This is a genomic window from Kitasatospora sp. NPDC059462 (genome assembly GCF_042749955.1).
Taxonomy (GTDB): domain Bacteria; phylum Actinomycetota; class Actinomycetes; order Streptomycetales; family Streptomycetaceae; genus Kitasatospora.
In genome coordinates this window covers 6,276-32,865 of the sequence record NZ_JBHYUU010000088.1, presented here as the reverse complement: position 1 = coordinate 32,865, position 26,590 = coordinate 6,276, and the positions used below count along the sequence as shown (strand labels likewise).

Sequence of the window (26,590 nt, the reverse complement as noted above, 5' to 3'; positions counted from 1 at the left end):
CCCCGGCCCCCCCCCCGCCCCCCGGCCGCGGGGGCGCGGGCCGGGGGGGGGGGGGGGGGGCCGGGGGGGGGGGGGGGGGGGCGGGGGCGGGGGCGGGGCGAGGGTCCGGACGGGGTGGTCGGGACCGTCGGCCCCGGTCAGGCGGTGGCCTCCGCCGCGGCGCGGCCGGCCGCGCGGCCGGAGAACAGGCAGCCGCCGAGGAAGGTGCCCTCCAGGGCGTTGTAGCCGTGCAGTCCGCCGCCGCCGAACCCGGCGGCCTCGCCGACCGCGTAGAGCCCGGGCACCGGTGTGCCGTCGGCCGCGAGGGCGCGCGAGGAGAGGTCGGTCTGGATGCCGCCGAGCGTCTTGCGGGTGAGCACGTGCAGCTGGACGCCGATCAGCGGCCCCGCGGCCGGGTCGAGCAGCCGGTGCGGGGCGGCGGTGCGGCCCAGGCGGTCGCCCAGGTAACGACGGGAGTTGCGGATGCCCTGCACCTGGGCGTCCTTGGTGTAGGGGTTGGCGAGCTGACGGTCCCGGGCCTCGATCCGGCGGCGCATCGCCGCGGCGTCCAGCAGCGGGGTGCCGGTCAGCGCGTTCATCTTCTCGACCAGTTCCTCCAGCGTCGCGGCGACGACGAAGTCCCGGCCGTGCCGCTTGAACGCCTCGACCGGGGCGGGCGCGCCCCTGCCGAGCAGGCGCTCGCGCACGAAGGCCTTGCGGTCGCCGGCGGTGATGTCGGGGTTCTGCTCGGAGCCGGAGAGGGCGAACTCCTTCTCGATGATCTTCTGGGTGAGCACGAACCAGGAGTGGTCGTGCCCGGCCAGCGCGGGATCGGTCCGCAGGTGGCGCAGGGTGCCGAGGGTGTCGTAGCCGGGCAGGCAGGGCTCGGGCAGCCGGCGGCCGAGGGCGTCGAACCACATCGAGGAGGGGCCGGGCAGGATCCGGATCCCGTGGCCGGGCCAGACCGGGTCCCAGTTGTGCAGGCCCTCGGTGTAGTGCCACATCCGGTCGCCGTTGACCAGGCGCGCCCCGGCCTCGGCGCTGATGCCGAGCATCCGCCCGTCGACGTGGGCCGGGACGCCGGTGACCAGGCGCCGGGGCGGGGTGCCGAGCCGGGCGGGCCAGTGGGCGCGGACGAGGTCGTGGTTGGCGCCGATGCCGCCGGAGGCCACCACGACGGCCTGGGCGGAGAGTTCGAAGTCGCCGGTCTCCTCGCGGCTGGAGGCGACGCCGCGCGCCGAGTCGTCGGCGGCCAGCACTCGGCCCCGCACGCCGGTCACCACGCCGTCGGTGACGACGAGTTCGTCGACCCGGTGGCGGTGGCGGAAGGTCAGCAGCCCGCCGGCGGCGGCCCGCCGGGCGGAGCGGGCGAAGGGCGCGACCACCCCGGTACCGGTGCCCCAGGCGACGTGGAAGCGGGGGACGGAGTTGCCGTGCCCGTCGGCGCGCAGGTCGCCGCGCTCGGCCCAGCCGACCGTGGGCAGGAAGCGCAGCCCGTGCCCGGCCAGCCAGGAGCGCTTCTCCCCCGCGGCGAACTCGACGTACGCCCGGGCCCAGCGCACCGCCCAGCTGTCCTCGTCCGCGTGGCGGTCGAACTGCGCGCTGCCCTGCCAGTCGCTCCAGGCGAGGTCGAGGGAGTCCTTGACGCGCATCCGGCGCTGTTCGGGCGAGTCGACGAGGAACAGGCCGCCGAAGGACCACCAGGCCTGGCCGCCGAGGTTGGCGGCGTTCTCCTGGTCGACCAGGATCACCCGGCGTCCCCGGGAGGTGAGTTCGTGGGCGGCGGTGAGTCCGGCCAGGCCGGCTCCGACGATGATGACGTCAGTGTCCATGGGGTTTTCCTCGGGGAAGGGCCGTCACGGGCCCGCGTCGGGGCGGGGCGGTGGGCGCGTGGTCCGCGGAGTCGGCGGCCGGCCGGGTGCGCGTCGGCGCCCCGGTGTCGCTTCGGGTCGGGAGGTGACCGAAACAGTACAGTGTTCGGTTTTTCGCGACAAGGGTGCCCGCGGCAGACGTGCTTGCGGCCGGCGTGCTCGCAGCCGGCGTGCCCGCAGCAGGCGTGCCCCCGCCCGGGGCTCGCCCGGGGGACCCGCGCCGGTCGCATAAACTCCCCCCGTGGCCAACCGCAGCTCGACGCCCAAGGGACGGGCGCAGCGTGAACGCGCCCTGGCGGCGGCCTTCGAGGTGTTCGCCCGCGAGGGCGAGCGCGGCACGTCGCTGCGCGCCATCGCCCGGGAGAGCGGCATGAGCCTGACCGGGCTGATGCACCACTTCACCTCCAAGGACGAACTGCTCACCGAACTGCTGCGCGGCACCGACGAGTCGGCGGCGCTGCGCTGGGACGCGTCGGCCGGCGCCGACGATCCCGGCGCGTTCATGGCGCGGGTCATGGAGGCCAACGCCGCGAACCCGGCGTGGGTGCGACTGTACGTCCACCTCGCGGCGTCCTCGCTCGATCCAGGGCATCCGGCGCACCCGTACTTCCGGGAGCGGTTCGAGCGGTTCCGCACGGCGGTGCGCGGCCACCTGGTGGCGCGGCAGGCGGACGGCTCGGTGGATCCGGGCCTGGACCCGGACTTCACCGCCGCCGCGTTCCTGGCGCTCGTCGAGGGCGCGCAGTTGCAGGGGCTGAACGACCCGTCGGTGGACGTGCCCGGGCTGGTCCGGCGGGGCTGGCGGGCGCTGCTGGCCGGGCCGGTCAGCTGACCGGGCGCTGCCGCTCCGCCGGGGCGTCCAGCAGCACGCGGGCGAGGCGGCCGATGTCGTCGGCCATGTCGATGCGGGGGTCGAGCAGCCACTGGAGCTGCAGTCCGTCGGTCGCGGCGATCAGGATCCGGGCCGCCCAGGCGGCCTCGTCCGCGCGCTCCGCGTCCGGCCGGGCGGTGTCCGGCCCGGCGGTGTCCGGCCGGGTGGTGTCCGGCCGGGTGGTGTCCGGCCGGGTGGCGGCCTGCTCGACGAGCCTGTCGGCGAGGCGCCGGCGGAGGCCTTCGTAGCGCCGGCCGAAGTAGTCGTGGGCCGGGTGGTCCGGCTCGGCGGCGGCCGCGGCGAGGTCCACGAAGAGCTTGACCAGGCCGGGAGTGGCCGCATTGTCGGCCAGGATGCGCAGGAAGTCGTCCGCGCCGCGCTCCTCGAACGCCCCGAACCGCTCCTCGGAGGCGGCGTCACGGGCGGCGAGGACGGCGGTGAACAGGGCCTCCCGCCCGCCGAAGTGGTGCAGCACCCCGGCGTCGGTCATCCCGACCCGCTGGGCGATGTCCCGCACCGACACCTTGCGGCTGCCCGCCTCGGCGTAGGCGGCGAGCGCGGCCTCGATGATCTGCTGCCGCTTCGAGGAGGTCTTGGCGTAGGGGCCCCGGGGCTTGGTCATGAGCGGATTCTACGAGGCCGCGACGGACCCGGACGACGAAAACCTTGAGCTCCAAGGTTTTCATGGCTAGGGTGACGCCACTCCCCCCACCTGTACGGCAAAGGAGCCGTCCGTGCGCACCACCCCCACCCACCCCGGCTCGTCGGCCCCGCCCGCCGGCCCCCCCGAGTCCGCGCGGCGCCTCGGACCGCTGCTGGGCGCCGCCTACCTCGGCTGGATGCTGCCGGTCACCGCGGGCTGGACCCTGCTCCAGGCGGTGTTCGAACGCATCGACCCGGACACCAAGCTCACGCACTACAGCACCGTCGCGGCCGTCGGTGCCTTCACCTCCACCGTGGCCGTGGTCGCCTTCGGCTTCCTCTCCGACCGCACCCGCTCCCGGTACGGCCGGCGCAACCCGTGGATCCTGGCCGGCGCCGTCTGCTACGCGCTGTCCGTCGCCGCGATGTCCGACACCGGGAGCTTCGCCGCTCTGCTCGTGCTCACCGTCTGCTTCCAGACCGGCCTCAACGCCATGCTCGCCGCGCTGTTCGCGGTGCTGCCGGACCGGGTCCCCGCCGAGCGGCTCGGCCGGGCCTCCTCCTGGGTGGGCCTGGGCCAGCTGCTCGGCCAGGGGCTGGGCTCGGTGGCGGGCGGCCTGCTGGTCACCCACCCCGGGCAGGGGCTGCGCTGGCTCCCCTGGCTCGCCGTGCTCGGCGCGCTGGCCTTCGTCCGGTTCGCACCCGACCGGCCGACCCTGGACGACGCCCCCGCCGTCGCACCGGACGGCGGCCTGCTGCGCTCGCTGCTGCCGCCCCGGGACGCCGACTTCTTCTGGGCGCTGGTCAGCAGGCTGCTCGCGCTGCTCGGCATCCACCTCGTCCTGGTCTACCAACTGTTCATCCTCACCGACCACTTGGGTCTGTCCACCGAGGACGCCGGCACCGTCGTCACCCTCGGCGGGCTGATCATCGCGGTGGTCGCCGGCGGGTCCGTGGCGGTCTCCGGGCCGCTGTCGGACCGGCTGGGCCGCCGCAAGCCGTTCGTCCTGGCGGCCGCGGTGATCGCCGCCGCCGGGATCGTCCCGCTCACCGTGGCGCCGGCCCTGTGGTCCTTCCTCTTCTTCACCGTGCTGGCCTCGCTCGGCTTCGGCTGCCTGATCGCCGTCGACCAGGCGATCGTCGCCGAGGTCCTGCCCGACCAGCACAGCCGCGCCAAGGACCTCGGGTTCCTCAACATCGCCAACACCGCGCCGCAGGTGCTGGCGCCGATCATCGCCGGCGCGGTCGTCCCCGCCTTCGGGTACTCCGCCCTGTTCGTCCTCGCCATGGCCGTCACCGTCGGCGGCGGCCTGTCCGTGCTGCCGGTGCGCCGCGTCCGCTGACCCGGCGCCCCGTCCCGCCACCCCCACCCCCGTACCCATGCCCGCCCCCGTGCAGAGAGAGCAGAACCACATGACCACCGACCGGGTTTCCGGGCTGAGCCTCGCCGAGCAGGCCTCGCTCACCTCCGGCGCGACCTCGTGGACCACCACCCCGGTGCGCGACGCGGTCCGCGCGCTCACCCTCTCCGACGGTCCGCACGGCATCCGCCGCCCCGCCGAGGACGGCCCCGGCATCTCCTTCCTCGGCTCCAGCCTGCCCGCGACCTGCTACCCGCCCGCCGTCACCCTCGGCTCCAGCTGGGACACCGACCTCGCGCACCGCGTCGGCGCGGCCCTCGCCCGGGAGGCGTCCGCCTTCGGCGTGGACGTCGTCCTCGGCCCCGGCGTCAACATCAAGCGCAGCCCGCTGTGCGGCCGCAACTTCGAGTACTTCTCGGAGGACCCGCACGTCAGCGGACGGATGGGGGCCGCCGTCGTCACCGGCATCCAGTCCCTGGGGATCGGCGCCTGCGTCAAGCACTTCGCCGTCAACAACCAGGAGACGGACCGGATGCGGGTCAGCGCGGACATCGACGAACGGACGCTGCGCGAGCTGTACCTGCCCGCCTTCGAGCACATCGTCCGCGAGGCGGCGCCGTACACGGTGATGTGCTCCTACAACCGCGTCAACGGCGTCCACGCGAGCCGGCACCGCGGGCTGCTGACCGGCATCCTGCGCGAGGAGTGGGGCTTCGACGGCCTGGTGATGTCCGACTGGGGCGCCGTCGACGACCGGGTCGCCGCCCTGGCCGCCGGCCTCGACCTGGAGATGCCGCCGACCGGCACCGACCAGGAGATCGTCACCGCCGTCGAGGAGGGCCGGCTGGACGCCGCCGCCGTCGCCACCGCCGCCGAGCGCGTCCTGCGGCTGCGCGACCGGGTGGACCGGGCCGATCGCCTCCCCGCCTGGGACTCCGACGCCCACCACGAGCTGGCCCGCGAGGCCGCCCGGGCCGGCGCCGTGCTGCTCAAGAACGACGACGGGCTGCTGCCGCTCGACCCCCGGGCCCGGCAGCGCGTCGCGGTCGTCGGCGAGTTCGCCCGCACCCCCCGCCACCAGGGCCACGGCAGCTCCCGGGTCACCCCGACCCGGCTCGACACCGCCTGGGACGCGCTCCGCGCCCAGGCCGGAGCGGACCTCATGCTCTCCTTCGCCCCCGGCTTCACCCTGGACGGCTCCCCCGACGCCGCCCTGGCCGCCGAGGCGGTCGCGCTCGCCGCCGAGGCCGACACCGTCCTGCTGTTCCTCGGCCTGCCGGACACCGCGGAGACCGAGGGCCTGGACCGCGTCCACCTCGGCCTCCCCGCCGACCAGCTGGAGCTGCTGCGCCACGTGGCCGCCGTCTGCCCCCGGGTCGCCGTCGTCCTCGCCAACGGGTCGGTGGTGTCCGTCGCCGAGTGGCAGGACGACGCGACGGCGATCCTGGAGGCCTGGCTCGGCGGCCAGGCCGGCGGCAGCGCCGTCGCCGACCTGCTGTTCGGCGCGGAGAGCCCGTCCGGCAAGCTCACCGAGTCCGTCCCGCTCCGCCTCCAGGACACGCCCGCCTACCCGCACTTCCCCGGCCAGGACGGACACACCGTCCACGGCGAGGGCCGCTACGTCGGCTACCGCCACTACGACACCGTCGACGCCCCCGTCGCCTACCCCTTCGGCCACGGGCTGAGCTACACCACCTTCCGCTACGACGACCTGGAGGTGGAGCGGACCGGCGAGAACGCCTGGACGGCCCGCGTCACCGTCACCAACACCGGCACCCGGACCGGCGCCGAGGTGGTCCAGCTCTACCTCGCCGTCGACGAACCGCTGCCCACCCGCCCCCGCCACGAACTGCGCGGCTTCGCCAAGCTCCGCCTGGAGCCGGGCGCTTCGGGCCGGGCCGGGTTCCGGCTCACCGGCCGCGACCTCGCCCGCTGGTCGACGACCCGCGGCGGCTGGCGCATCGACCCCGGCGACTTCGTCGTCGAGGTCGGCGCCTCCTCCCGCGACATCCGCCTGCGCACCTGGCTGCGCACGCCCGGCGACGGCGTCCTCGACCCGCTGACCCCGGGGTCCAGCCTGGGCGAGTGGCTCGCCCACCCGATCGGCGCCGCCGTCCTCACCGAGCGGCTGGCCGGACTCCCCTTCGCCACCACCCTCGCCGAGAGCGACGCCCGGCTCCTGGCCGCCGCCCACCAGGTGCCCCTGCTGAAGTTCACCGGCTTCGGCCTCGGCGTCACCCGCGAGCACATCACCGACCTGGTCACGGAGGTGACGGAACGCCAGAAGCGGTAGCGGCCGCCCCCGCCCCGGCCGGTCGGCGACCGAGCCCGGCCGGGCGGGGCGGGGCGGGCGTGGGCTACGGGCGGGCGGCCGGGCAGTCGCCGTCCGCGGCGGGGAGGACGCCGTCCAGGAGGTAGCGGTCGACGGCGGCGTCCACACAGGTGTCGCGCGGCGCGAACAGGCCCGCGTAGACGGTGTGGCGGAAGGCGCCGCGCAGGGTCACCAGCCGCGAGCCGGTCAGGGCCCGGTGGGCCGAGAGCTGGCCGGGGTAGGTGGCGGCCGGGTCGCCGTCGGCGCCGACCAGCAGGACCGGGACGTCGTTGCGCACCCGGGTGGGCGGTTCGGCCGGGTCCGCGGGCCAGAAGGTGCAGGGGGTGAGGTTGCGGGTGAGCGGGCCGAACAGCGGCTCGTCGGCGCGGTGGGCCCGGATGTCGCGGTAGTAGTCGAGCGGATCGCGCGAGGCGGCGCGGTCGGCGCACATGATCGCGGTCTGCACGGCCGCGTAGCCACCGGTGTCGGGCGAGGCCAGGCCGGTCAGCACCGCCTCCAGCAGCGCGGTCGGCTGCGCCGGCCGGCCCTCGGCCGCGTCCGCCAGGACCCCCACCAGGGCGGCGAACTCCTCGTAGGCGGCGGCGTCGTCACCGGCCGACACCGTCCACAGCACCTGCGGCAGGAGGCGCTCGTCCACCCGGTGGGTGCCGACCGCCAGCGGGGCGCGTCCGGCGGCCAGCCGCACCCGCTCGACCGAGGCCAGCACCTCGGCGGTCGTGCCGCCCAGGTGGTGGCGGTCGTCGTGGCGGGCCGCCCAGCCGGCCCAGGCGGTGAGCGCGGCCGCCATCGCGGGGCCCTGGGTGGCGGTCAGGTCGGGACCGAAGCGGTCCGGGTCCATGGCGGCGTCGAGCACCACCCGCCCGACGCGCCCGGGGAACAGCTGGAGGTAGACCTCGCCGAGGTAACTGCCGTAGGACGAGCCGAGATAGGCGATCCTCGGCTCGCCGAGGACGGCGCGCACCAGGTCCATGTCCCGCGCGGTGTTGCGGGTGGAGGCGTGCGGCAGCAGGTCGCGGTACGGGGCGCAGCGGGTCGCGAGGTCCTTGGCGACCTCGGCGGCCCGGTCGAAGCCCAGCCGGTCGGGTCCGGCCGAGCCGGGGCCGGCCGTGGGCCAGCCGCAGTCGAGCGGGGTGCTGGCGCCGACGAAGCGCGGGTCCATGCCGACGATGTCGTAGCGGGCGCCCAGGGCGGGGGCGGCCTGCCGCAGGGCGAGGGCCAGGTCACGGGCGGGGACGCCGGGGCCGCCGGGGTTGTAGAAGAGGGTGCCCAGGCGGTGGGCGGGGTCGGTGGCGGGCAGCCGGGAGAGGGCGACGCCGATCGTCCGCCCGCCGGGGTTCCGGTAGTCGAGGGGGACGGTGACCTCGGTGCAGCGGGCGCCGGCCGCGTCGAGCTCGGCGCCGGCGGCGTCCTGCGGGCCGCTCGCGCAGGCGTGCCAGCGCGGCTGTTGGCCGCGCAGCGCGGCGAGCGGGTCGGCGGCGGTCGCGGCCGGCGCGGTCAGAACGGTCAGGGCCAGTGCCGCCACAGCGGCGGCCGACTTCGCGGCGCGGATCACGGTGTTTCCCCTCGGGTGCCTCGGCGGGCCGTCGGGGCGACCGTAGGGGGGCCCGACGGCCCGCCGCATCCGCCGCCGGTAGCGGGCTCCCCCGCCGAAGTACCCCTCCCCTGCTACGACTTCAGGACCACTCGCGGTCGGCAGCGACACGCGGCGTACCGCCAGGCGGAGGTGGTTTTTAGACGAACGGACTAGCTGCGGGCGCGGTTCCCCGCCGGCCGGGACCTACTGGTGGGGGTGCAGCAGCACCCGGGGGTCCCACCGCACGGAAGGAAGCAGGACATGGCCTCGCAGAACATCAAGGAATTCAGGGAGAAGGTCGAGAGGCTCTACGATGACGAGGGGAGCGATTTCAGGAAGAAGTTCGACGCGGCGATCAGGGGCCTGACGCCGCCCACGGTGTACCCGGACTCGGACGTCTACAAGGACTGGCGCGGGGCGACCGGGAAGACCCTGGCGGACTTCTTCGTCGAATGGTACGACTGGGGCTGGAAGCAGCCCATTGCCGACGGGCTGCAGTACATCCGCAGATTCAGCTGGATCAGCTACGAGAACGCCGCCGGACTCGCGTTCGTGACCAGCGAGTCGGGGCGTGAGGTCCTGGCCGACTTCACCCAGCTGCAGGGCCTGCAGATGGATTCCCCGGATTCCGGGAAACTGGTCGAGAAGTGGATCGACGAACTCGGCCCGAAGCGGATGGCCGATTTCGAGAAGGGCGACTGGTCGACCCTCAACAAGTTCTTCATCAGGGAGCTGAAGCCAGGCGCCCGGACGATCGACGCCCCCGAGGACCCCAGCGTCGTGGTCGCCCCGACCGACTGCATCATCAACATGATCGTCGACAATCTGGCACCCGACACGCCGCTCCCGATCAAGGCGGCCGTGACCATGAGCGTCGGCCGGCTGCTCGACGGCTCCGAGTACGCCGAGCGGTTCATCGGCGGCACGGCCGTGTCGTGCATCCTCATGCCCGACACCTACCACCGCTACCACGCCCCGGTCGGCGGCCGGGTGGTGGAGTCCCGCGACGACGTCGGCGGCGTCTACTACGGGATCCGGGACTTCCCCGACCTGCTCAACAAGGGGAACGTCGGCTACGGGTACGACTACAGCCTGTTCGAGGACTTCCGCCGCGGATACGCCATCATCGAGACGCCGTACTTCGACCACCTCGGGGAGCCGAACGGCAAGGGCTACGTCGCCCTGGTGCCCGTCGGCCTCAACTCGATCGGCTCCGTGACGTTCCGCGAACCGTTCCGCAGGATCACCAAGGACTCGGCCCCGGTCGAGGTGACGAAGGGCGACGAGATCGGCTACTTCCAGTACGGCGGTTCACTGAACATCCTGCTGTTCGAGGCGGGCCGGTTCCCCGCACTGCAGCTCCTCCTGGGCCAGCGGATCGGGGTCCTCCAGGAGGTCGAGCGCACCGCCAGCTACATCGACCGCTACGTCCGCCCGCTGCCCGGGCGCATCACGCCGGCCTCCTGACCTCCACCCCGAAACGGAAGGCGACCCATGCCCCGTCAGCCCGTCTACTCGATCCCGGCCAACGCCGCCGACACCCGGACGATCCACTTCTTCCCCGACCCCGCCAAGAAGGACGAGGAAGGCCTGCCGAAGACCACCCGGTCCTACGCCGGGTACGCGGACGTCGACGGCCCGGGAACGGCGAAGAGCCACCTGTTCTACTGGTTCTTCGAGAGCCAGACCTGCGACCCCAACCTCGACGCCGGCCGGCAGAAGGACCTGATCGAGCAGACCCCCCTGCTGATCTGGCTCAACGGCGGGCCCGGCGCCTCCTCGCTCGCGGGGCTGTTCCTGGAGAACGGCCCGCTGCGCGTCGCCGACGACGCCACCGGAACGATCTCGGTCAGCCCCGACAGCTGGAACCAGGAGGCCCACGTCCTCTACTGGGACCAGCCCGTCGGCGCCGGGTACAGCTACTGCGAGGCCGAGGACACGTACGTCGAGGACGAGGAGACCCTCGGCCGGATGTTCTGGCTGGCGCTGCAGCGGTTCTTCGACACCTACCCGGAGTACCTGGCCTGTCCCCTGTACGTCTGCGGGGAGAGCTACGCCGGCAAGTACGTGCCGTACATCGCCAAGCGGATCCACGAGGAGAACGCCGGCCGCACCGGCAAGCACCTCAACCTGAGCGGGATCGCCGTGGGCAACGGCTGGATCAAACCGGAGCTCTCGATCCGCGTCATGATCGACTACGCCTACGCCTCCGGGTTCCTCGGCCTCAGCCAGAAGGCCGCCCTGGACTTCGGCTACGCCGAGTTCCAGGAGGTCCTCAGGAGCGGCCGGATGAAGAAGGCCACCGATCTCGGCAACGGCCTGGTCAACGCCGTGCTGGCCTTCGGGGGCGACTTCGACGTCTACGACGTGCGGCGCTGGGACGGCCTGACCGTGGGCGCACTGCCCGCCTACCTCAACAGCGACCCCGTCAGGACGGCCGTGCACGCCGAGCACGCCTGGCAGTTCGCGGACAACGCCGGTCCGGTGGCCGAGGCGCTGAAGGCCGACGTCATGGCGGACGCGTCCCCGCTGTACGCCGACCTCGTCCACGCGAAGGAGAACTACAAGGTCCTGCTCTACACCGGGGACTTCGACACCGCCTGCGGCTACCAGAGCACCGAGGAGATCCTCGCCGAGATCATGAAGGACGGCTGGGGCAACGCCAGGCGGTTGATCTGGAAGCAGGCGCAGGGGCACCCGAAGGGCTTCGTGCGGACGCTGAGGAACGTCACCCAGGTCGCCATTCCCGACTCCGGGCACGAGGTGCCGTACTACCAGCCGCAGATCTCCCGGGAGATGCTCTACAACTGGCTCTTCGACCGCCCCTTCCACGGCCAGGACCCGGCGGGCGTGGTCGAGGACATCCTGCGCAGGGCCAAGGAGGACGCGGACAAGGAGACGACGTGAGCGGGCACCTCAAGCGGACGAAGGAGACGGACGACCTCGCGAAGGCCACGGCCGTCCTCAAGGAAGGGTTCGTCTGCGTCGTCGCCCACGTCGACACCGCGGCGACCACGCCCAAGTGCGTCCCGATGGTCTACGCCTACCACGAGGAAGGGGACGAGAAGCTCCTCTACCTGCACGGCTCCACCGCCTGGCCGGACACCACACCGCCCTCGCTGAAGCACCTGTGGAGGGACGGCGGGGTTCCCGTCTGCCTGACCGTCACCCTGGTCGACGCCCTGGTCGTCGGGCGCGCGGCGATCAGCACCTCGCTCGGCTACCGCTCGGTGGTGGTGGACGGGATCGCCCGGAAGGTCGGGTCGAAGGACCGGGCCAAGGCCATCGAGGCGGTCACCCACCAGGTCTTCCCCGGCCGCTGGAGCGAACTGCGGCCGCTGAAGGACGGCAAGGGCGGCGAACTGGACACCGACGGGAAGCACACCCCGAGCACCGGGGTCCTCTCCGTCAGCCTCACCCAGGACGCCACGGTGCGCTCCAAGACGCACGCCCCCGAGGGGCCGGAGCACGAGAGCCAGGAGGACCTCGACTGGGACGGCGGCAAGGCCTGGGGCGGGATCCTCCCGATCCGCCAGGTCTACGGGCCGGCCCGGCCGGACCAGCACGTCAAGCAGGGCACCGCCGTCCCCGACGCCGTTCGAAGGCTCGTCGAGCACGGCCGGACCGCGTAGCACGCCGACGCCACGTCCTGCGGGCCCGGGAGAGCCGCTCGCAGGACGTGGCCGTCACCGCACCGCCGTGTCGGGTTACGACCCGGTGGCCGGAGTCCGGTCGTTGCGGCCCTCCAGGACGACCGCCGGTTCCAGCGGGGAGGCGATCTCCTGGCCCTTGCTGCGCGAGGCCCAGTCGCGGATGCCGATCAGGACCATGATGAAGAAGATGCCGTAGACGATGCCGGAGAAGTACAGCTCGGAGTGGATCGCGAGCGGCACGCCGACCAGGTCGACGGCCAGCCAGACGAACCAGAACTCCACGTACCGGCGGGCCTGGGTGTACATCGCCAGGATCGAGCCGACGAAGATCCAGGCGTCGGCGAGGACCATCCACCAGGGCGCGCCCGGGTAGAACGAGGCGTCGTTCGCCTTGAGCAGGGCGGCGAACGCGAAGGTGCCGACGGCCATGACCGCACCGAGGACCGCCCGCTCGCGCCAGGAGGCCCAGCGGACGTTGATCGTGCCCTCCTGCTGCCTGCTGCGCCGCCAGGTGGCCCAGCCCCAGGACGCCGAGACGATGATCACGACCTGGCGGGCGGCGTTGCCGCCGAGGTGGACGTTCAGGCTCGCGATGAGCAGCAGGACCGAGCCGAGGATCTGCACCGGCCAGGCGACGAGCGAGCGCCGCAGCGCGAGCCAGACGGTCGCGAGCGCCAGGATGTTGCCGAGGAAGTCGGACCAGTAGACGGGGATGCCGAAGAAGCTGAACTGATCGTTCAACCATTCGAGAGCGCTCATGACCTACACCTTTGTTTGCTGGGGGAACAAGCCTGGGTGTGAGCTGCGGCCCGGGACTCGGGCCGGTCGGGGAGGCGAGGAGCACGGCGGTGGGGGCAGGACCGTGCGCGGGGAGCCTCAGGGAGCGGTGCGGGTGCCGCGGTGAGCGGCGAGCGCGTCGTCGCGGACGCGCCGCCCGCGGTCCGAGGCGAGGATCTCCTCGGAGCGCAGGACGTCCTCCCGCACGGCCCGCACCAGGGCCGAGGGAGAGGGGAACTTCACGGTGTCGCGGATCCGTTCGGCGAACCAGACGGTGACCCGCTCGCCGTAGACGTCCTGCGCGAGGTCGTGGCAGTACGCCTCGACGTGGACGTCGGCGGTGTCGCAGAAGGTCGGGTTCGACCCGACGCTGATCGTGGCGGGGTGGACCGTACCGGTGCGGTGGCGGACCACCCAGCCGCTGTACACCGCGGCCGGCGGGACCGGGGAGTCCGGGCCGGCCGCGATGTTGGCGGTGGGGAACCCGAGCCCGTGGCCCCGGCCGGCGCCGTGCACCACCGTGCCGGTGAGGTGCGGGCGGGCGGCCGGGGGCCCGGGCAGGGGGTTCTCAGGCATGGGGCAGCAGCTCGCGGAACTGGCTGGTGTGGAAGACCAGCGGCTCCACGCCGGCGAAGAGTTCGACGCTCAGCAGTTCCAGGAGCACGATCTCGTGGTCGCCGCCGTCGTAGGTGGCGCCCACCCTGGCCGTCAGCCACAGCGCGGCGTCCTCGACGAGGACGGCGCCCTCGGGCGTCGCCGTCCACGCGACGCCGTCGAAGCGGTTGGCCTCGCGGGAGGCCAGGCGCCGGCAGAGCGCGCCCTGGCCGTGGCTGAGCACGCTCAGCCCCAGGACCTCCGCCTCCGCCAGGCGCGGCCACGTGGTGGAGGTGCGGGCCACGCTGACGGCGACCATCGGCGGCTGCAGGGAGATCGACACGAAGGAGCTCGCGGCGAACCCGACCGGCTCGTCCCCGCGCAGCGCGCCGATCGCGACCACGCCGGTCGGGTAGGCCCCGAACGCCTGCCGGAGGGTGGCCGCGTCCAGCTCGGCCGGGGTGGACGTTGCGGCCTGGTCATGGGCAAGGGTGGCCATGGTCATCGACATCCTCTCCTCGCGGGTGCTGTTCTCAGTGCCGGTACTGTGCCGCCGGGTGGCTGGCCGGCAGCGCGCGGTCGTCCGCCCCGGTGAGCCGCTCGCGCAGGCTCTCGCCCTCCGTGTACTCGCCGCGGAAGACGCCGCGCTTGCGCAGGATCGGCAGCACCGACTCGACGAACTCGACGGTCGAGGCGGGCTGGACCGCCGGGGAGAGCAGGAACCCGTCGAGGTCGGCGCCCTCGGCCAGGGAGCAGATCTCGTCGGCGATCTCCTCGGCGGTGCCGACCACCGGCCGGGCGCCGACGCCGTGGGTGTGCCAGTCGGCCAGCACGTCGCCGACGGTCTTGCCGGCGAAGCGGGCCACCTGGGTCTGCGACATCTCGGTGGACAGCTCCGTCATGGGGGTTTCCGGCGCGTAGGAGGAGAGGTCGAGGCCGGTGAACATGGCGTAGCTGGCGACGGTCACCTCGGGCCGCTGGGCGTCCAGGATCCGCCGGTAGCGGCGCTCGGCGTCGGAGGTGCTGGCACCGACGACGCAGGAGAACGCCGACATCACCTTCACCTCGTCGGCCCGGCGGCCCGCCTTGACCGCCTCCTCGCGGATGGAGGCGGTGTGCCCGGCGAGCTGCTCGACGGAACCGCTGCCCACGAACATGCACTCGCCGTGGCGTCCGCCGACGCGGCGCCCGGCAGGCGAGGCCCCGGCCTGGAAGAGGACCGGCGTGCCCTGCGGGGAGCGGGCGGTGTTGCCGTAGCCCTGGGAGCGGAAGAACGGGCCCTCGTGGGTGACCAGGTGCACCTTGGCGGGGTCGGCGAAGCGGCCGTCCTTGTCCTTCTCCAGCGCGTCCGGCTCCCAGGCGCCCTCCCAGTACTTGTAGACGAGGTCGAGGAAGTCCTCGGCCATCCGGTAGCGGTCGTCGTGGGCCACCATCTCCATGCCGAACGCCTTGACCGCGGTGTCGGCGGTGCCCGTCGTCACGATGTTCCAGCCGATCCGGCCGCCGGAGAGCTGGTCCAGGGTGGCCATCCGGCGGGCGAACGCGTAGGGCGGCTCGACCAGCACGGACCCGGTCATGACCAGCCCCAGGTGGGTGGTCGTCGACAGCAGCGCGGACGCCACGACCACCGGGTCGAGGCGCGGCAGGTCGAGGGTCTCCTCGGTGGCGATCGGCGGGCGGGTGCCGTCGATCTCCGACCAGCCCCAGGCGTCGGCCAGGAAGAGGAAGTCCAGCTTGGCGTCCTCGCAGATCGTGGCGAGCTCGCGCCAGTACCCGAGGGTGTCGAAGAGGTGCCGCCGGCTGTCGGGGTGGCGCCAGGTGGCGGTGCCGCTCGCGTTGGTCTGGGCGTTCTCGAACAGGCCGATCTTGAGGTTCTTCATGGGTGGTTCTCCGTTGTGCTGGTGAGGGGCCCGTGGGGGGGGAGGTGTCAGGAGGCGGAGGGAAGGGTGGGGGTGTCGAGCTGGGACGCGTAGGGCATGGAGGACTGCGCGCCGAGACCGGTGACGGCGTGCGATGCGGCGCGCACGGCACGCCCGACGGCAGCCGCCAGCGCGGTGCCGCGGCCGAGGGAGTCCGCGAGGGCGCCGCAGAAGGTGTCACCGGCGCCGACGGTGTCGACCGCCTCCACGCGCGGCGCGGGGACGTGGGTGACGCCGGGGCCGTGGGCCTCCCTGAGGAGGGCGCCGTCGGCCCCGAGGGTCACCACGACCGCCCGGCACGGGAGCACGGCGCGCTCCAGCAGTTCCCGCGCCTCGCGCGGGCCGGCGGGCCGGGCGGCTCCGAGCAGGGAGGCGAGTTCGCCGAGGTTGGGGACCAGGACGTCGACCGCCGCCAGCACCCCCGGGTCGACCGGGCGGGCCGGCGCGGGGTTGAACACGACGGTCCCGCCCTGCTCGCGGGCCCGCAGGACCGCCAGGTCGACCACCTCGGGGGCGATCTCGTTCTGCACGAGGAGGACCTCGCCGGGCTCGCGGACCAGCCGTGCGGGGAGGTCCTCGGCCGTGAGGGCGGCGTTGGCGCCCGGGTTCACCACGATGGTGTTCTCGCCCGCGCCGTCGACGACCACCGCGGCGAGGCCGGTCGGGTGCCGCTCGTCCGACCGCACCGCCCCGACGTCGACGCCCTCGGCGGCGAGCGCGGCCAGCAGGGGGGCCGCGTCCGCGCCGACCCGGGCCACCAGGCGCACCCGTGAGCCGAGCCGCGCGGCCGCGACCGCCTGGTTGGCGCCCTTGCCGCCGGCGCCCTCGGCGAAGTGCCGCGCGAGCACGGTCTCGCCGGGGTGCGGCAGTCCCTCGACGCTCAGCACGAGGTCGCGGTTCACCGAACCGACGACGGTGATGGACGGCATTGACGCTCCTTTGGGAGATCGATTTCCGACATGCTGTACCAGCACCCCCCAACCGTCAAGTAGCCTCCTCGTGAAAAGACCGCCCCGATGTCGTGGCCCCCATCACCCACCCATCCGAAGGACACCCCACGTGACAGCGCCCCGACTCCTCGACGTGGCCGAGGCCGCCGGCGTCTCCCGCGCGACGGCCTCACGGGTCCTCGCCGGAACGCCCCGCAACGTCGACCCGGAGCTCGCCCGCCGGGTCGAGGAAGCCGCCCACCGGCTCGGCTACCAGGCCAACCACTCCGCGCGGGCCCTGCGCACCGGCACCACCGGCACCGTCGGCGTGGTCGTCCCCACGCTCGCCAACCCGTACTTCGTCCAGCTCGCCGACGCCATCGCCCAGCACGTCCGGGCCGCCGGCGGCACGCTCATGGTCTCCGACGCGGCGAACGACCCCGCGATCGAGGCCGAGCAGATCGAGACCCTGCTCGGCGGCCGGGTCGACGGCCTGTTCGTCGTCCCCGTCTCGGCCGAGGAGTCCGGGCCGGCCGTCCGCCACGCCGCCGCCCGCCGCCCCGTGGTGCTGTTCGACCGGTGGGCCGAGGGATCGGGCACGGTCGCCGTCACCCTCGACAACGCGGCCGCCGTCCGACTGCTCGTCGAGCACCTGGAGGAGACGGGCCGTCACCGGATCGCGCTGGTCGCGGCGGACCAGGCCTCGTCCTCGGGCGCGGAGCGCCTCGCGGCCTTCACCGACCTCCAGGGCGAAGGCGCCACCACCGTGCTGCTGCCCAACTTCACCACCGACGCCGGGCGGACGGCGGGGCGGCGCATCGTCGAGCAGCGCGACCGGATCGACGCCGTGGTCTGCGGCGCGGACGTCCTCGCCGTCGGCCTGGTGAGCACCCTGCACCGCTCCTCGGTCGCGGTGCCCGGGGAGGTCGCCGTCACCGGCTTCGACGACACCGAGATACTCGAACTCTTCGACCCGCCCATCACCTCGATCCGGCACCCGCTCTCCGCCATGGCCGAACGCGCACTGACCCTGCTTCAGGCACCGAGCCGCGAACGCGCCGAACGCGTCGAGCGCTTCCGGCCCCAGCTCGTCGTCCGCGCCTCGACCGACACCGGCGCCTGACCGTCCGTCAGCGCCCGCGCCCCGCCGGGCGGACCGGGGTTCCGCCGGCCGCCGGAGACCGACGGGCCGTCAGCTTGCCCAGCTCCCACAGCAGCAGCAGCGCGACGGCGGCCAGCAGGGCCCAGCCGAACTGCCGGGCGTCGAGGTCGGTGGTCCCGAGCAGGCGGTGGAACACGTCCATCTGGGTGACCAGCACCGCCAGGACGAACTCCACCAGCGCGGCGATGTTCATCTGCTTGCTGTCGAAGGTGCTGACGGCCAGCACCGACGCCCGCTCGCTGCGGCACTCGTAGGCCGCCACGATCAGGCAGAGCGCGAAGGCGGTGAACGCGATCGAGTTGCCGACCCGCAGGCTGTCGTAGTGCGCCTCGCCCAGCTTGATCAGCGCGAGCAGGGCGATCGTGACGGCCAGCCCGGCGAGCCCGACGGTGACCACGACGGGCCCGGTCAGCACCGTCTCCCCGCGCGGGCGCGGGGTGCGCCGCATCAGGCCCGGGCTCTCCCGGTCGAAGCCCAGGGCGAAGCCGAACGGCGCGTTGACGACGAAGTGGATCCACAGCACCTGCGCCGGCGTGAACGGCTCCCCCGCCGCGAGGTCGAAGACCGTGGCCCCGAGGAAGGTCAGCACGAAGGTCACCAGGAGCACCAGCACGAACCGGATGTACTTGGTGAGGTTGTCGTAGAGCTTCCGGCCCTCCGCCACGGCGTGGACGATGGTGGCGAAGTTGTCGTCGGCGAGGACCATCCGGCCCGCGTTCTTGGCGACGTCGGTGCCGCTGCCCATCGCGATCCCGATGTCGGCGGCCTTGATGGCGGGCGCGTCGTTCACGCCGTCACCGGTCATCGCGACCACGTCGCCCTTGCGCTTGAGCGTGTCGGCGAGCAGGACCTTGTGCTCCGGCGCCACCCGGCCGACCACGCCGATGGCGTCGATCCGGGCCAGCCGCTCCGGCTCGGGCAGGGCGGCGAAGTCGGCACCGAGGACGGCCTCGCCCTGGATGCCGAGTTGCCGGGCGATGGCCGCGCCGGTGGTGACGTCGTCCCCCGTCACCATGCGGACCCGGATGTGGGCGGCCTGCGCGCTGACGACCGCGGCCCGGGACTCCTCGCGCGGAGGATCGACCATGCCCACCAGGCTGGTCACCCGCAGGTCGGTGACGAGCGACAGGAGATCGCCGTCCGGGTCGAAGTCCGCCGGGTCCAGGTCCCGGACGGCCCCGGCCATCACCCGCAGTCCCTCGCCCCCCATCCGCTCGGTCTGCGCCCGGGCCCGCGCCGCGAGGTCCTGGTCCCAGGGGATGCCGGCGCCGCCCGCGAGCGCGGAGCCGGCCCGGGCCGTCACCGCCGGGGCGGCGCCCTTCACGAAGCACCGCACCACCGGCCGGCCGGCCGCGTCCTTCGCCGCGTTGAAGGTGGCCATCAGCTTGTAGCCCGGGTCGAACGGCAGCGTGGCGAGCCTGGGGAGGCGCTCCCGGGTGCCCTCGATGTCCAGCCCGGCCTTGTGGCCCAGGACGAGCAGGGCGCCCTCGGTCGGGTCCCCCACGACCCGGCCGTCCACCAGCTTGGCGTCGTTGGCGATCAGATGGGGCAGGACGGCGTCCTCGATGCCCGCCGAGGAGCCCGCCGCGTGGTGCACCCTCCCGTCGAGGCGGTAGCCGGTGCCGGAGACGGTGTAGCGGTCGGTGGGGCTGAGGACCTCGACCACGGTCATCTGGTTCATCGTCAGCGTGCCGGTCTTGTCCGAGTTGATGGCCGAGGTGAAGCCGAGGGTCTCGACGGACGGCAGCTCCTTCACGATCGCGTGCCGCTTGGCGAGATTGAGGCTCCCGACCGAGAGGATCACCTGGCTGACCGTCGGCAGCGCCTCCGGGATGGCGGCGACGGCCAGCGAGACCGCGCTGACGAACAGCGTGTCCCACGCCTGGCCGCGGCTGCGGCCGAGGGCGAACATGACGGCCATGGTCAGACCGGCCGCCGCCGCGATCCACAGCGTCAGGGTGTTGAGCTCCCTGGTCAGCGGCGACTGCTCCCTCTCGGTGGCCGACAGCATCCCGGAGATCTTCCCCAGCTCGGTGCCGGCGCCCGTCGCGGTGACGACGAGAAGTCCGCTGCCGTGCGTGACCGGGGTGTTCATGAACGCCATGTCGGTCTGGTCACCGGGCCCCGGCCGGTCGGCCGTCACCGTCCCCGGGTCCTTCACCGCCGGGACGCTCTCGCCGGTCAGCGCCGACTCGTCGATCTGCAGGGCGCTGGCCTCGACGATCCGTCCGTCCGCGGGGACCTCGTCCCCGGCCGAGACGAGCACGACGTCGCCGACGACCAGTTGCTCCGCCGGGATCTCGGTCTCGGTCCCGTCGCGCCGGACCCGCGCCGTCGCCTCCATCATCGACTTCAGCGCGTTCATCGCGCTCTCGGCCTTGCCCTCCTGGCGCAGGCCCACCACCGCGTTGAACAGCGTCAGCACGAGGAGCAGCACCGCGGTCGTCCACTCCTCGATCGCCAGCGAGACCACCGCCGACGCCACCAGGATGATCTGCATGTAGCTGCGGTACTGGTCGAGGAAGCGCAGCCAGCCGGGCCGCACCGTCTCCTCGGGGAGCGCGTTCGGCCCGTTCGCGGCGAGCAGCTCGGCCGCCCGGGCGGCGCTGAGCCCGATCGCCGGGTCCACCCCGAGCCGCGCCGCGACCTCCTCCGGAGTCCGGGCGTACCACGCCTCCGCTTCCCCTCGCCCCGAAGGGCCGGGCTGCTCCGCCATCGTCGCTCCTCACGATCCGGACCCTTCCGCCGAGGACCCGGCCGGGGACGCCCGCAAGGGGCGCGCCGGCCCGTTCCCCCGCGGTCCGCACCGTCGAGTGCCCGTCACCCGCGACGGCCCGGTGGGTCCCGCCACGCGGGAGAGTGCTGCTGCCACGCTCCGGCCCTCCGGCGCCCGCGGCAATCCGGTGGCGTCCTTCCGGTGGTGCCCGGTCGTTCGTCCGGCCGCCGTGCGTGGCGGCGCCCGGGATCCGGGCCGACGATGGGCCTGTCGTACGCTCCTCCTCGGCCGGAGGCCATGATGGCGACCCTGACGGTATGGCGCTTCCCCACCGCGGCCGGAGCGGACGAAGCCCTCGACACGCTGAGGAAGCTGCAGCGCCAGGACCTGATCACGCTCCAGGACGGGGCCGTGGTCAGCTGGCCGGGAGACGCCCGCAAGCCCAGGACCCGTCACCTGGGCGACCTCGCGGGCATGGGCGCCCTGGGTGGCGCCTTCTGGGGGTTCCTCCTCGGGATGATCTTCTTCGTCCCGGTGCTCGGCGCGGCGGTGGGCGCGGCCGGCGGGGCGCTGGGGGGCCATCTGGCCCACGTCGGCATCGACGACGGCTTCGTCCGGCAGGTCCGGCGGGAGGTCACTCCGGGGACCTCCGCCCTGTTCGTCCTCAGCGCCGACGCCGCGCTCGACCAGGTCAGGTCCGCGTTCGAAGGACGGCACGCCGAACTCATCGAGACGAACCTGTCGGCCGAGGAGGAGGCGCGGCTGCGCGAGGCGTTCACCGAGGGCGGATGACCCGGCCCCTCCGGCCCGCCGTGTGACGCAGGGCACATCGCGGCGCTGTCACATTCCGGCGGCGTTTCCGGTCAACGAGGTGAATCCCCACGACACGAGGAGCACACCATGGACGCCCGTCTGGACTACTTCGGCAACGGCGTCGGGGCCAAGGTCCTGCGCCACGTCAACTCGGCCGGCAAGGTCCTCTCGGACTCCGGGCTGCCGCACGCGACGCAGGAGCTGGTGAAGATCCGCGCGAGCCAGATCAACGGCTGCGGCTTCTGCACCGACATGCACACCAAGGACGCCGCGCACGCGGGCGAGAGCGCCCTGCGGCTCAACCTGGTGGCGGTCTGGCGGGAGGCCACCGTGTTCACCGACGCCGAGCGCGCCGCGCTGGAGCTGACGGAGCAGGGCACCCGGATCGCGGACGCCGCCGGCGGCGTCACCGACGAGGCCTGGGAGAACGCCGCCAAGCACTACGACGAGGACCAGCTGGCGGCGCTGGTCTCGCTGATCGCCGTGATCAACGCCTACAACCGGATCAACGTGATCACCCGGCAGCCCGCCGGGTCGTACCAGCCCGGCCAGTTCGGCTGAGCCGGCCCCCGGACACCGGCCGCGGCCGGTGTCCGGAGCCCGGGCGGGGCCGGTCAGGCCGGTCGGGCGTCCGAGCGGGGTGCGCGCAGGTGGGCGCGCTCCTTCAGCTCGGCCTCCTCGACCAGTTCCAGCATCGGCCGGCCCGGCGCGCACATCATGGTCACCACGAACCGGGTGCGCGCGTCCGGCAGGGCGTTGCCGTCCTGGTAGTGGATGACGTCGCCGCCCGGCTCCCAGAAGGTGCCGCCCGCCTCGACGATCCGCTCGGGCTCGCCCTCCAGCTCGAAGCGGACGGCGCCCTCGATGACGTAGCCGAAGGCCGGTCCCGAGTGGCGGTGCGGCGGGGTGCCCGGGTCGCCGGGCTCCCACGCGATGAGCACGGTCATCGCCGAGGCGCCGTCGGGGACGGTGATCGGCGAGGCGTCCTGCAGCATCCGCGCCGCGGTCGTCCAGCCCGCCGGTCCGTCGTGGTGGCCGGTTCCGTGCCGGTGGGCCGCGTCCTTGTCCGTCATGGGCTCGTTCCTTCCGTGGGCCGGCCCGTTCGCGGGGGTCCCGCGCCGCGGGCCGTTCGACCGTTTCGAGGGTACTGACCGGGGACCGGGCGGTTCTGTGACACACCCGTCGGCCTCACCCGTCGGCCTCACCCGTCAGCCGCACCCGCGGCCGCACCCGTTGGAGGGACCCAGCCATGCAGACCGACCCGGGGACCGATCCGCTCGACCCGGCCACCCGGGAGTTCCTCGCGGTCCGCCCCCAGCTGTTCGGGATCGTCTACCGGATCCTCGGCAGCACGGTGGAGGCCGAGGACATCGTCCAGGAGACCTGGCTGCGGTGGCAGCGCACCGATCACGCCGAGGTCCTCGAACCGGCCGCGTTCCTGGCGACCGTCACCACCCGGCTGGCCATCAACGTCGCCCGCTCCGCCCGGGTGCGGCGGGAGTCGTACATCGGGCCGTGGCTCCCCGAGCCGGTCGACACCCGGGCGGATCCGCAGCTGGGCGCCGAGCGCGCCGAGGCGGTCGAGCTGGCCGTCCTGCTGCTCCTGGAGAAGCTCAACCCCGTCGAGCGGGCGGCGTACGTGCTCCGGGAGGCCTTCGACTACCCGTACGCACGGATCGCGGAGATCGTGGAGACCGGCGAGGCCAACGCGCGCCAGCTGGTCAGCCGGGCGCGCAAGCACCTGGCCGCCGCACGCCGGGGGCGGGTGGACCGCGCCGAGCACCGGCGGCTCCTGGAGGTGTTCGTCGGCGCCGCGCGGACCGGCGACCTGGCGGTGCTGGAGGAACTGCTCGCGGCCGACGTCGTCAGCCGCACCGACGGCGGGGGGATCCGTGGCGCCTCCCGGATCCCGATCGTCGGCCGTCCCGTGGTGGCCCGGTACCTGGCGGCCTTCGCGCCGCGCTTCTGGCCGGGGACGGACCTGCGGTGGGTGGAGGCCAACGGACGGCCGGCCGCGCTCGTCTCCTCCCGCGGCGCCGCCGTGGCCCTGCTGTGCCTGGACGTCTCCGAGGCGGGGATCGAGCGGATCATGTGGGTGATGAACCCGGCCAAGCTGGCGCCCTTCGTGGCCTCCCTGGACGGCTGAGGCCGGCGACACCGCCCGGTTCACCCGGACACCGCCCGGTTCACCCCGGCCGCTGTCACGGATCCGGGGGGTGCGCTGTCCTACTGGTGAGGCGGGGCAGTCCGCAGCGGAACAGTCTCAGGGAGGATCCCCCATGAAGGTCGTCGTGATCGGTGGTACCGGACTCATCGGCTCGAAGCTGGTCGCCGGGCTCAGGGAGCACGGCCACGAGGCGGTGCCGGCCGCGCCGGGCACCGGTGTCGACACCCTGACGGGCGAGGGCCTGGCCGAGGTCCTGGAGGGCGCCGCGGTGGTGGTCGACGTGTCGAACTCGCCCTCGTTCGAGGACGGGCCCGTGCTGGAGTTCTTCCGCACCTCGACCGCCAACCTGCTCAAGGCCGCGGCGGACGCCGGGGTGGCCCACGTCGTGGCGCTCTCGGTGGTCGGCACCGACCGGCTCCAGGACAGCGGCTACTTCCGGGCCAAGCAGGCGCAGGAGGAGCTGATCAAGGGCTCCGGGCTGCCCTACTCGATCGTGCACGCCACCCAGTTCTTCGAGTTCGCGAAGGGCATCGTGGCCGCGGCGACCGAGGGGGACACCGTGCGGCTGTCCGCCGCCAGGATCCAGCCGGTCCGCTCCGACGACGTGGCCGCCGCCGTGGGCCGCACGGCCGTCGGCGCCCCCGTCAACGGGGTGGTCGAGGTGGCCGGCCCCGAGGTCTTCGGGCTGGACGAGCTGGCCCGCACCGCGCTGGCGGCGACGGACGACCCGCGCACGGTGGTGACGGACCCGCGGGCCCGCTACTTCGGCGCCGAACTGGCCGAGACCACGCTGCTGCCCGGCCCGGGCGCTCGGCTCGCCGAGGCGCGTTTCGCCGACTGGCTGGCGCAGCAGGGCTGAGCCGGCCCCGGGGCGGCCCGCACGGTGCGGGCGGGCCGCCCCGCCGGGTCAGCGGGGTGCCGCCGCCGAGGCCGACGCCGTCGCCGTCGCCGGTGCCACGGTGACCGGTGAGGAGGCCCCGGGGACCAGCAGCCGCGGTTCGCCGCTGCCGTCCGCCGGGACGGACCAGAGGTCGGAGCCCTTGCCCTGCCGGGCCGGGAGGGCGTAGCCGAGGGTGGAGTCGTCCAGCCAGGCGGCCTGGTCGTCGACGCTGTGCGACTCGGCCGTCGGGTGCTCGCGCAGGTCCGCCAGGTCGAGGACGTAGAGCCGCCAGGGGGCGGCCGGGTCGTCCGAGACCTTCTTCTTGAAGGCGATCCGGGTGCCGTCCGGGGAGAGCGAGGGGCACTCGACGTTCTCCCGCAGGGTGCGGGCCGACCACGCGTCGAGGTCGCCCTCGACCAGGTGGGTGCGGCCTCCGGTCGCCACGGTGGCGTAGAAGTGCTTGTCGTCGGCGGCGAAGTTGACGCCCCAGTAGTTGACGTCGGCGGCGTGGTGGCGGGCGCCGCCGAGGGTCAGCGGGATCTCCTCGATCGACTTGACCAGGTAGCCGGTGCGCAGGTCCAGGATCGACGTGCGGGTGGAGAAGCCGCTCGCCGCGTAGGAGTCGCCGACCGCGAAGGTGGTCCAGGAGAGCACCTGCCCGGAGGGCGACACCCGGGCCCGGTTGGGGATGCCGGGCACGGTCACCGTCCGCAGTTCGGTGAACGCCCGGTCGTAAACCACGGCCTGGGTGCGGGCCGGGGTGCCGGGCAGCGCCCGCAGGCACAGGGCCCGCTCCCCCGCCGCATAGAAGCGTTCGCAGGACGGCCCGTCCGGTGCGCCTAGGGTGCGGGCGACCCGGCCGGTGGCGCCGTCGCGGTAGTAGAGGCCGGGCTCGTTCAGGGTGAACGAGGCCTCCGCCGCGACGAGTCGGTGCCCGCCGCCGCGCTCGCGGGCGTGCAGGACGTAGCCGATCGAGCCGCCCAGCAGGACGAGCACGGCGAGGACCAGCACGGTCGAGCGCGCCTTGACGACCGCGGGCGGGGTCATGTGTCGTTCCTTCCGGGGAGGATCTTCCAGGCGGCGGCGAGGGCCGCGGCCAGGGCGAGGGCGGCCGCCACCAGGGCCGGACGCGGGCCCCACCACGTCCAGGCGACGCCGAACCCGGCCGCCCCGACCAGCCGGGCCAGCGCCTGCCCGGTCTGCAGCACCGCGAGCCCGCCCGCCCGGCCGTCCGCCGGGAGCACCGGCCCGGCCAGCGCCATCAGCACGCCGTCGGTGGCGGCGTAGAAGACGCCCAGCAGGACGAGGACCAGCACTGCGGTGAGCGGGCCGAGCGGGGCCAGCAGGGTGAGGTAGGCCGCGAGCAGCGCGCCATGGCCGAGGAGGAACGGGGTGCGGCGGCCGGTCCGGTCCGCGATCCGGCCGGCCGGGACGGCGAGCAGCAGGTAGCAGGCGGCCGCGCCGAGCGGCAGCAGCGGGAAGAGCGCGGGCGAGAGGTCCAGGCCGCGCTGGAGGAGCAGGTAGAGGAAGGAGTCGCCGATGGTCGCGGCCCCCAGCAGCGCGGCGGCCGCGGTCACCCGGCGGAACACGGGGTCGCGCAGCACCCGGTGCCTCGGCCGGGCGGGCTTCGGCGCGGCGACGGCGGCCGGTGCGGCGGAGCGGGCCGGTTCCGGTGCGGAGCGCGGGACCGTGGCGGCCGGGACCGCGCCGCCCGGGACGAAGAGCACCAGCACCAGGACGCCGAGCAGCCCGGTGGCGAAGCTGACCACGAAGACGGCGTCGTACGCGTCGGCCGTCGCCCACAGCACCGCGAAGGCGACCAGCGGCCCGAGCAGCGCGCCCGTGGTGTCCATCGCCCGGTGCACGCCGAACGCCCGGCCGAGCGCCTCCGGCGGTGCGCTGAGCGTGATCATCGCGTCCCTGGGCGCGGTCCGCACGCCCTTGCCGAGGCGGTCGGCGGCCAGCGCGGCGGCGATCCCGCCGGCCGCGCCGCCGGCCAGCAGCAGCCCGAGCCGGGAGAGCGCCGACAGCAGGTAGCCCGCCCCGGCGACGGTCCGGTGACGGCCGCCGCCCCGGTCGGCGAGCCGGCCGCCGAGCAGCCGGACCAGTGCGGTGGCGCCGTTGAACAGCCCGTCGAGGAAACCGAACTGGAGGGGTGAGAGGCCGAGGCCCAGCACCAGGTAGAGCGGCAGCACGGCGGTGACCATCTCCGAGGAGACGTCGGTCACCAGGCTGACCGCCCCGAGCGCGACGACCGTGCCGGGGACGCGCCGCCCCCCCCCCCGCCGGCCGGCGGCGCCCGCCCCGGCGCCCGGGTGGGGAAAGTAACAAAAAAGTGGAAACCCAAGGGA

Annotated in this window: 23 protein-coding genes; 11 read left to right on the top strand and 12 right to left on the bottom strand. The window is 74.0% G+C overall.

Going from position 1 to position 26,590, the window contains the following annotated elements; translation table 11 throughout:
• Positions 1 to 137 precede the first annotated feature (137 nt).
• The gene (locus ACFXAM_RS21920; RefSeq protein ID WP_380293705.1) at positions 138 to 1,811 is read right to left on the bottom strand and encodes an FAD-binding dehydrogenase; all 1,674 of its coding nucleotides are present in this window, start codon (positions 1,809 to 1,811) and stop codon (positions 138 to 140) included.
• A 280-nt stretch (positions 1,812 to 2,091) separates the two neighbouring features.
• Here ACFXAM_RS21920 and ACFXAM_RS21915 point away from each other — a divergent pair, with 280 nt between their 5' ends.
• Complete coding sequence (locus ACFXAM_RS21915; protein WP_380293703.1) at positions 2,092 to 2,682, top strand: TetR/AcrR family transcriptional regulator; 591 nt, start codon at positions 2,092 to 2,094, stop codon at positions 2,680 to 2,682.
• On the opposite strand, the gene ACFXAM_RS21910 is transcribed toward ACFXAM_RS21915, so the two are convergent.
• Positions 2,675 to 3,343: a TetR/AcrR family transcriptional regulator gene (locus ACFXAM_RS21910; protein ID WP_380293701.1), complete on the bottom strand. Its 669-nt coding sequence runs from the start codon at positions 3,341 to 3,343 to the stop codon at positions 2,675 to 2,677. The two genes, ACFXAM_RS21915 and ACFXAM_RS21910, sit on opposite strands and share 8 nt — an antisense overlap.
• A 112-nt stretch (positions 3,344 to 3,455) precedes the next feature.
• Between ACFXAM_RS21910 and ACFXAM_RS21905 the strand changes: the two genes are divergently transcribed.
• Together ACFXAM_RS21905 and ACFXAM_RS21900 are read left to right on the top strand one after the other, a co-directional pair.
• The gene (locus ACFXAM_RS21905) at positions 3,456 to 4,706 is read left to right on the top strand and encodes an MFS transporter (RefSeq protein WP_380293699.1); all 1,251 of its coding nucleotides are present in this window, start codon (positions 3,456 to 3,458) and stop codon (positions 4,704 to 4,706) included.
• 70 nt (positions 4,707 to 4,776) lie between these two features.
• On the top strand, positions 4,777 to 7,017 hold the full coding sequence (locus ACFXAM_RS21900) for a glycoside hydrolase family 3 C-terminal domain-containing protein (RefSeq protein ID WP_380293697.1): 2,241 nt from the start codon (positions 4,777 to 4,779) through the stop codon (positions 7,015 to 7,017).
• A gap of 64 nt (positions 7,018 to 7,081) precedes the next feature.
• Here the strand turns inward: ACFXAM_RS21900 and ACFXAM_RS21895 are convergent, their stop codons facing one another.
• Positions 7,082 to 8,608: an alpha/beta hydrolase gene (locus ACFXAM_RS21895; RefSeq protein WP_380293695.1), complete on the bottom strand. Its 1,527-nt coding sequence runs from the start codon at positions 8,606 to 8,608 to the stop codon at positions 7,082 to 7,084.
• A gap of 282 nt (positions 8,609 to 8,890) precedes the next feature.
• Between ACFXAM_RS21895 and ACFXAM_RS21890 the strand changes: the two genes are divergently transcribed.
• From ACFXAM_RS21890 to ACFXAM_RS21880, 3 genes are read left to right on the top strand one after another with little or no spacing between them, the layout of a single operon-like run.
• Positions 8,891 to 10,096: a phosphatidylserine decarboxylase gene (locus ACFXAM_RS21890; protein ID WP_380293693.1), complete on the top strand. Its 1,206-nt coding sequence runs from the start codon at positions 8,891 to 8,893 to the stop codon at positions 10,094 to 10,096.
• A 27-nt stretch (positions 10,097 to 10,123) separates the two neighbouring features.
• Positions 10,124 to 11,536, top strand: coding sequence for a hypothetical protein (locus ACFXAM_RS21885; RefSeq protein WP_380293691.1), 1,413 nt, complete (start codon positions 10,124 to 10,126; stop codon positions 11,534 to 11,536).
• Positions 11,533 to 12,261 carry a pyridoxamine 5'-phosphate oxidase family protein gene (locus tag ACFXAM_RS21880; protein WP_380293689.1) on the top strand — a complete coding sequence of 243 codons (729 nt, stop codon included), beginning with the start codon at positions 11,533 to 11,535 and terminating at the stop codon, positions 12,259 to 12,261. The genes ACFXAM_RS21885 and ACFXAM_RS21880 overlap by 4 nt, the downstream gene beginning before the upstream one ends.
• Positions 12,262 to 12,336: 75 nt before the next feature.
• On the opposite strand, the gene ACFXAM_RS21875 is transcribed toward ACFXAM_RS21880, so the two are convergent.
• The 5 genes from ACFXAM_RS21875 to ACFXAM_RS21855 all read right to left on the bottom strand — a co-directional run bounded on the left by ACFXAM_RS21875 (position 12,337) and on the right by ACFXAM_RS21855 (position 16,501).
• A complete protein-coding gene (locus ACFXAM_RS21875) occupies positions 12,337 to 13,041 on the bottom strand; it encodes a nicotinamide riboside transporter PnuC (protein ID WP_380293687.1) in 705 nt (234 codons plus the stop codon).
• 117 nt (positions 13,042 to 13,158) lie between these two features.
• Positions 13,159 to 13,635, bottom strand: coding sequence for a riboflavin kinase (locus tag ACFXAM_RS21870; RefSeq protein ID WP_380293685.1), 477 nt, complete (start codon positions 13,633 to 13,635; stop codon positions 13,159 to 13,161).
• The gene (locus ACFXAM_RS21865; protein ID WP_380293683.1) at positions 13,628 to 14,158 is read right to left on the bottom strand and encodes a flavin reductase family protein; all 531 of its coding nucleotides are present in this window, start codon (positions 14,156 to 14,158) and stop codon (positions 13,628 to 13,630) included. The genes ACFXAM_RS21870 and ACFXAM_RS21865 overlap by 8 nt, the downstream gene beginning before the upstream one ends.
• 28 nt (positions 14,159 to 14,186) lie before the next feature.
• Entirely contained in the window at positions 14,187 to 15,533 is a 1,347-nt protein-coding gene (locus ACFXAM_RS21860) for an NtaA/DmoA family FMN-dependent monooxygenase (protein ID WP_380293681.1), read from the bottom strand.
• Between the two features lie 47 nt (positions 15,534 to 15,580).
• Complete coding sequence (locus ACFXAM_RS21855; protein ID WP_380293679.1) at positions 15,581 to 16,501, bottom strand: ribokinase; 921 nt, start codon at positions 16,499 to 16,501, stop codon at positions 15,581 to 15,583.
• Positions 16,502 to 16,631: 130 nt separating this feature from the next.
• On the opposite strand from ACFXAM_RS21855, the gene ACFXAM_RS21850 reads away from it, so the two are divergent.
• The gene (locus tag ACFXAM_RS21850) at positions 16,632 to 17,624 is read left to right on the top strand and encodes a LacI family DNA-binding transcriptional regulator (protein ID WP_380293677.1); all 993 of its coding nucleotides are present in this window, start codon (positions 16,632 to 16,634) and stop codon (positions 17,622 to 17,624) included.
• 7 nt (positions 17,625 to 17,631) lie between these two features.
• Here ACFXAM_RS21850 and ACFXAM_RS21845 read toward each other — a convergent pair whose 3' ends face one another.
• The gene (locus ACFXAM_RS21845; RefSeq protein WP_380293675.1) at positions 17,632 to 20,379 is read right to left on the bottom strand and encodes a cation-translocating P-type ATPase; all 2,748 of its coding nucleotides are present in this window, start codon (positions 20,377 to 20,379) and stop codon (positions 17,632 to 17,634) included.
• A gap of 300 nt (positions 20,380 to 20,679) precedes the next feature.
• Here ACFXAM_RS21845 and ACFXAM_RS21840 point away from each other — a divergent pair, with 300 nt between their 5' ends.
• Together ACFXAM_RS21840 and ACFXAM_RS21835 are read left to right on the top strand one after the other, a co-directional pair.
• Entirely contained in the window at positions 20,680 to 21,171 is a 492-nt protein-coding gene (locus tag ACFXAM_RS21840) for a DUF1269 domain-containing protein (RefSeq protein WP_380293673.1), read from the top strand.
• Between the two features lie 108 nt (positions 21,172 to 21,279).
• Complete coding sequence (locus ACFXAM_RS21835; protein WP_380293671.1) at positions 21,280 to 21,753, top strand: carboxymuconolactone decarboxylase family protein; 474 nt, start codon at positions 21,280 to 21,282, stop codon at positions 21,751 to 21,753.
• 53 nt (positions 21,754 to 21,806) lie between these two features.
• On the opposite strand, the gene ACFXAM_RS21830 is transcribed toward ACFXAM_RS21835, so the two are convergent.
• Entirely contained in the window at positions 21,807 to 22,265 is a 459-nt protein-coding gene (locus ACFXAM_RS21830) for a cupin domain-containing protein (RefSeq protein WP_380293669.1), read from the bottom strand.
• A gap of 176 nt (positions 22,266 to 22,441) precedes the next feature.
• On the opposite strand from ACFXAM_RS21830, the gene ACFXAM_RS21825 reads away from it, so the two are divergent.
• Entirely contained in the window at positions 22,442 to 23,338 is an 897-nt protein-coding gene (locus ACFXAM_RS21825) for an RNA polymerase sigma-70 factor (protein ID WP_380293667.1), read from the top strand.
• Between the two features lie 133 nt (positions 23,339 to 23,471).
• Complete coding sequence (locus ACFXAM_RS21820; RefSeq protein ID WP_380293665.1) at positions 23,472 to 24,218, top strand: SDR family oxidoreductase; 747 nt, start codon at positions 23,472 to 23,474, stop codon at positions 24,216 to 24,218.
• A gap of 48 nt (positions 24,219 to 24,266) precedes the next feature.
• Here the strand turns inward: ACFXAM_RS21820 and ACFXAM_RS21815 are convergent, their stop codons facing one another.
• Positions 24,267 to 25,286 (bottom strand): hypothetical protein, encoded by a 1,020-nt coding sequence (locus ACFXAM_RS21815; RefSeq protein WP_380293663.1) that lies wholly within the window; start codon positions 25,284 to 25,286, stop codon positions 24,267 to 24,269.
• The coding region (locus ACFXAM_RS21810; RefSeq protein WP_380293661.1) for an MFS transporter at positions 25,283 to 26,590 on the bottom strand (1,308 nt) is incomplete at its 5' end. The genes ACFXAM_RS21815 and ACFXAM_RS21810, both read right to left, overlap by 4 nt.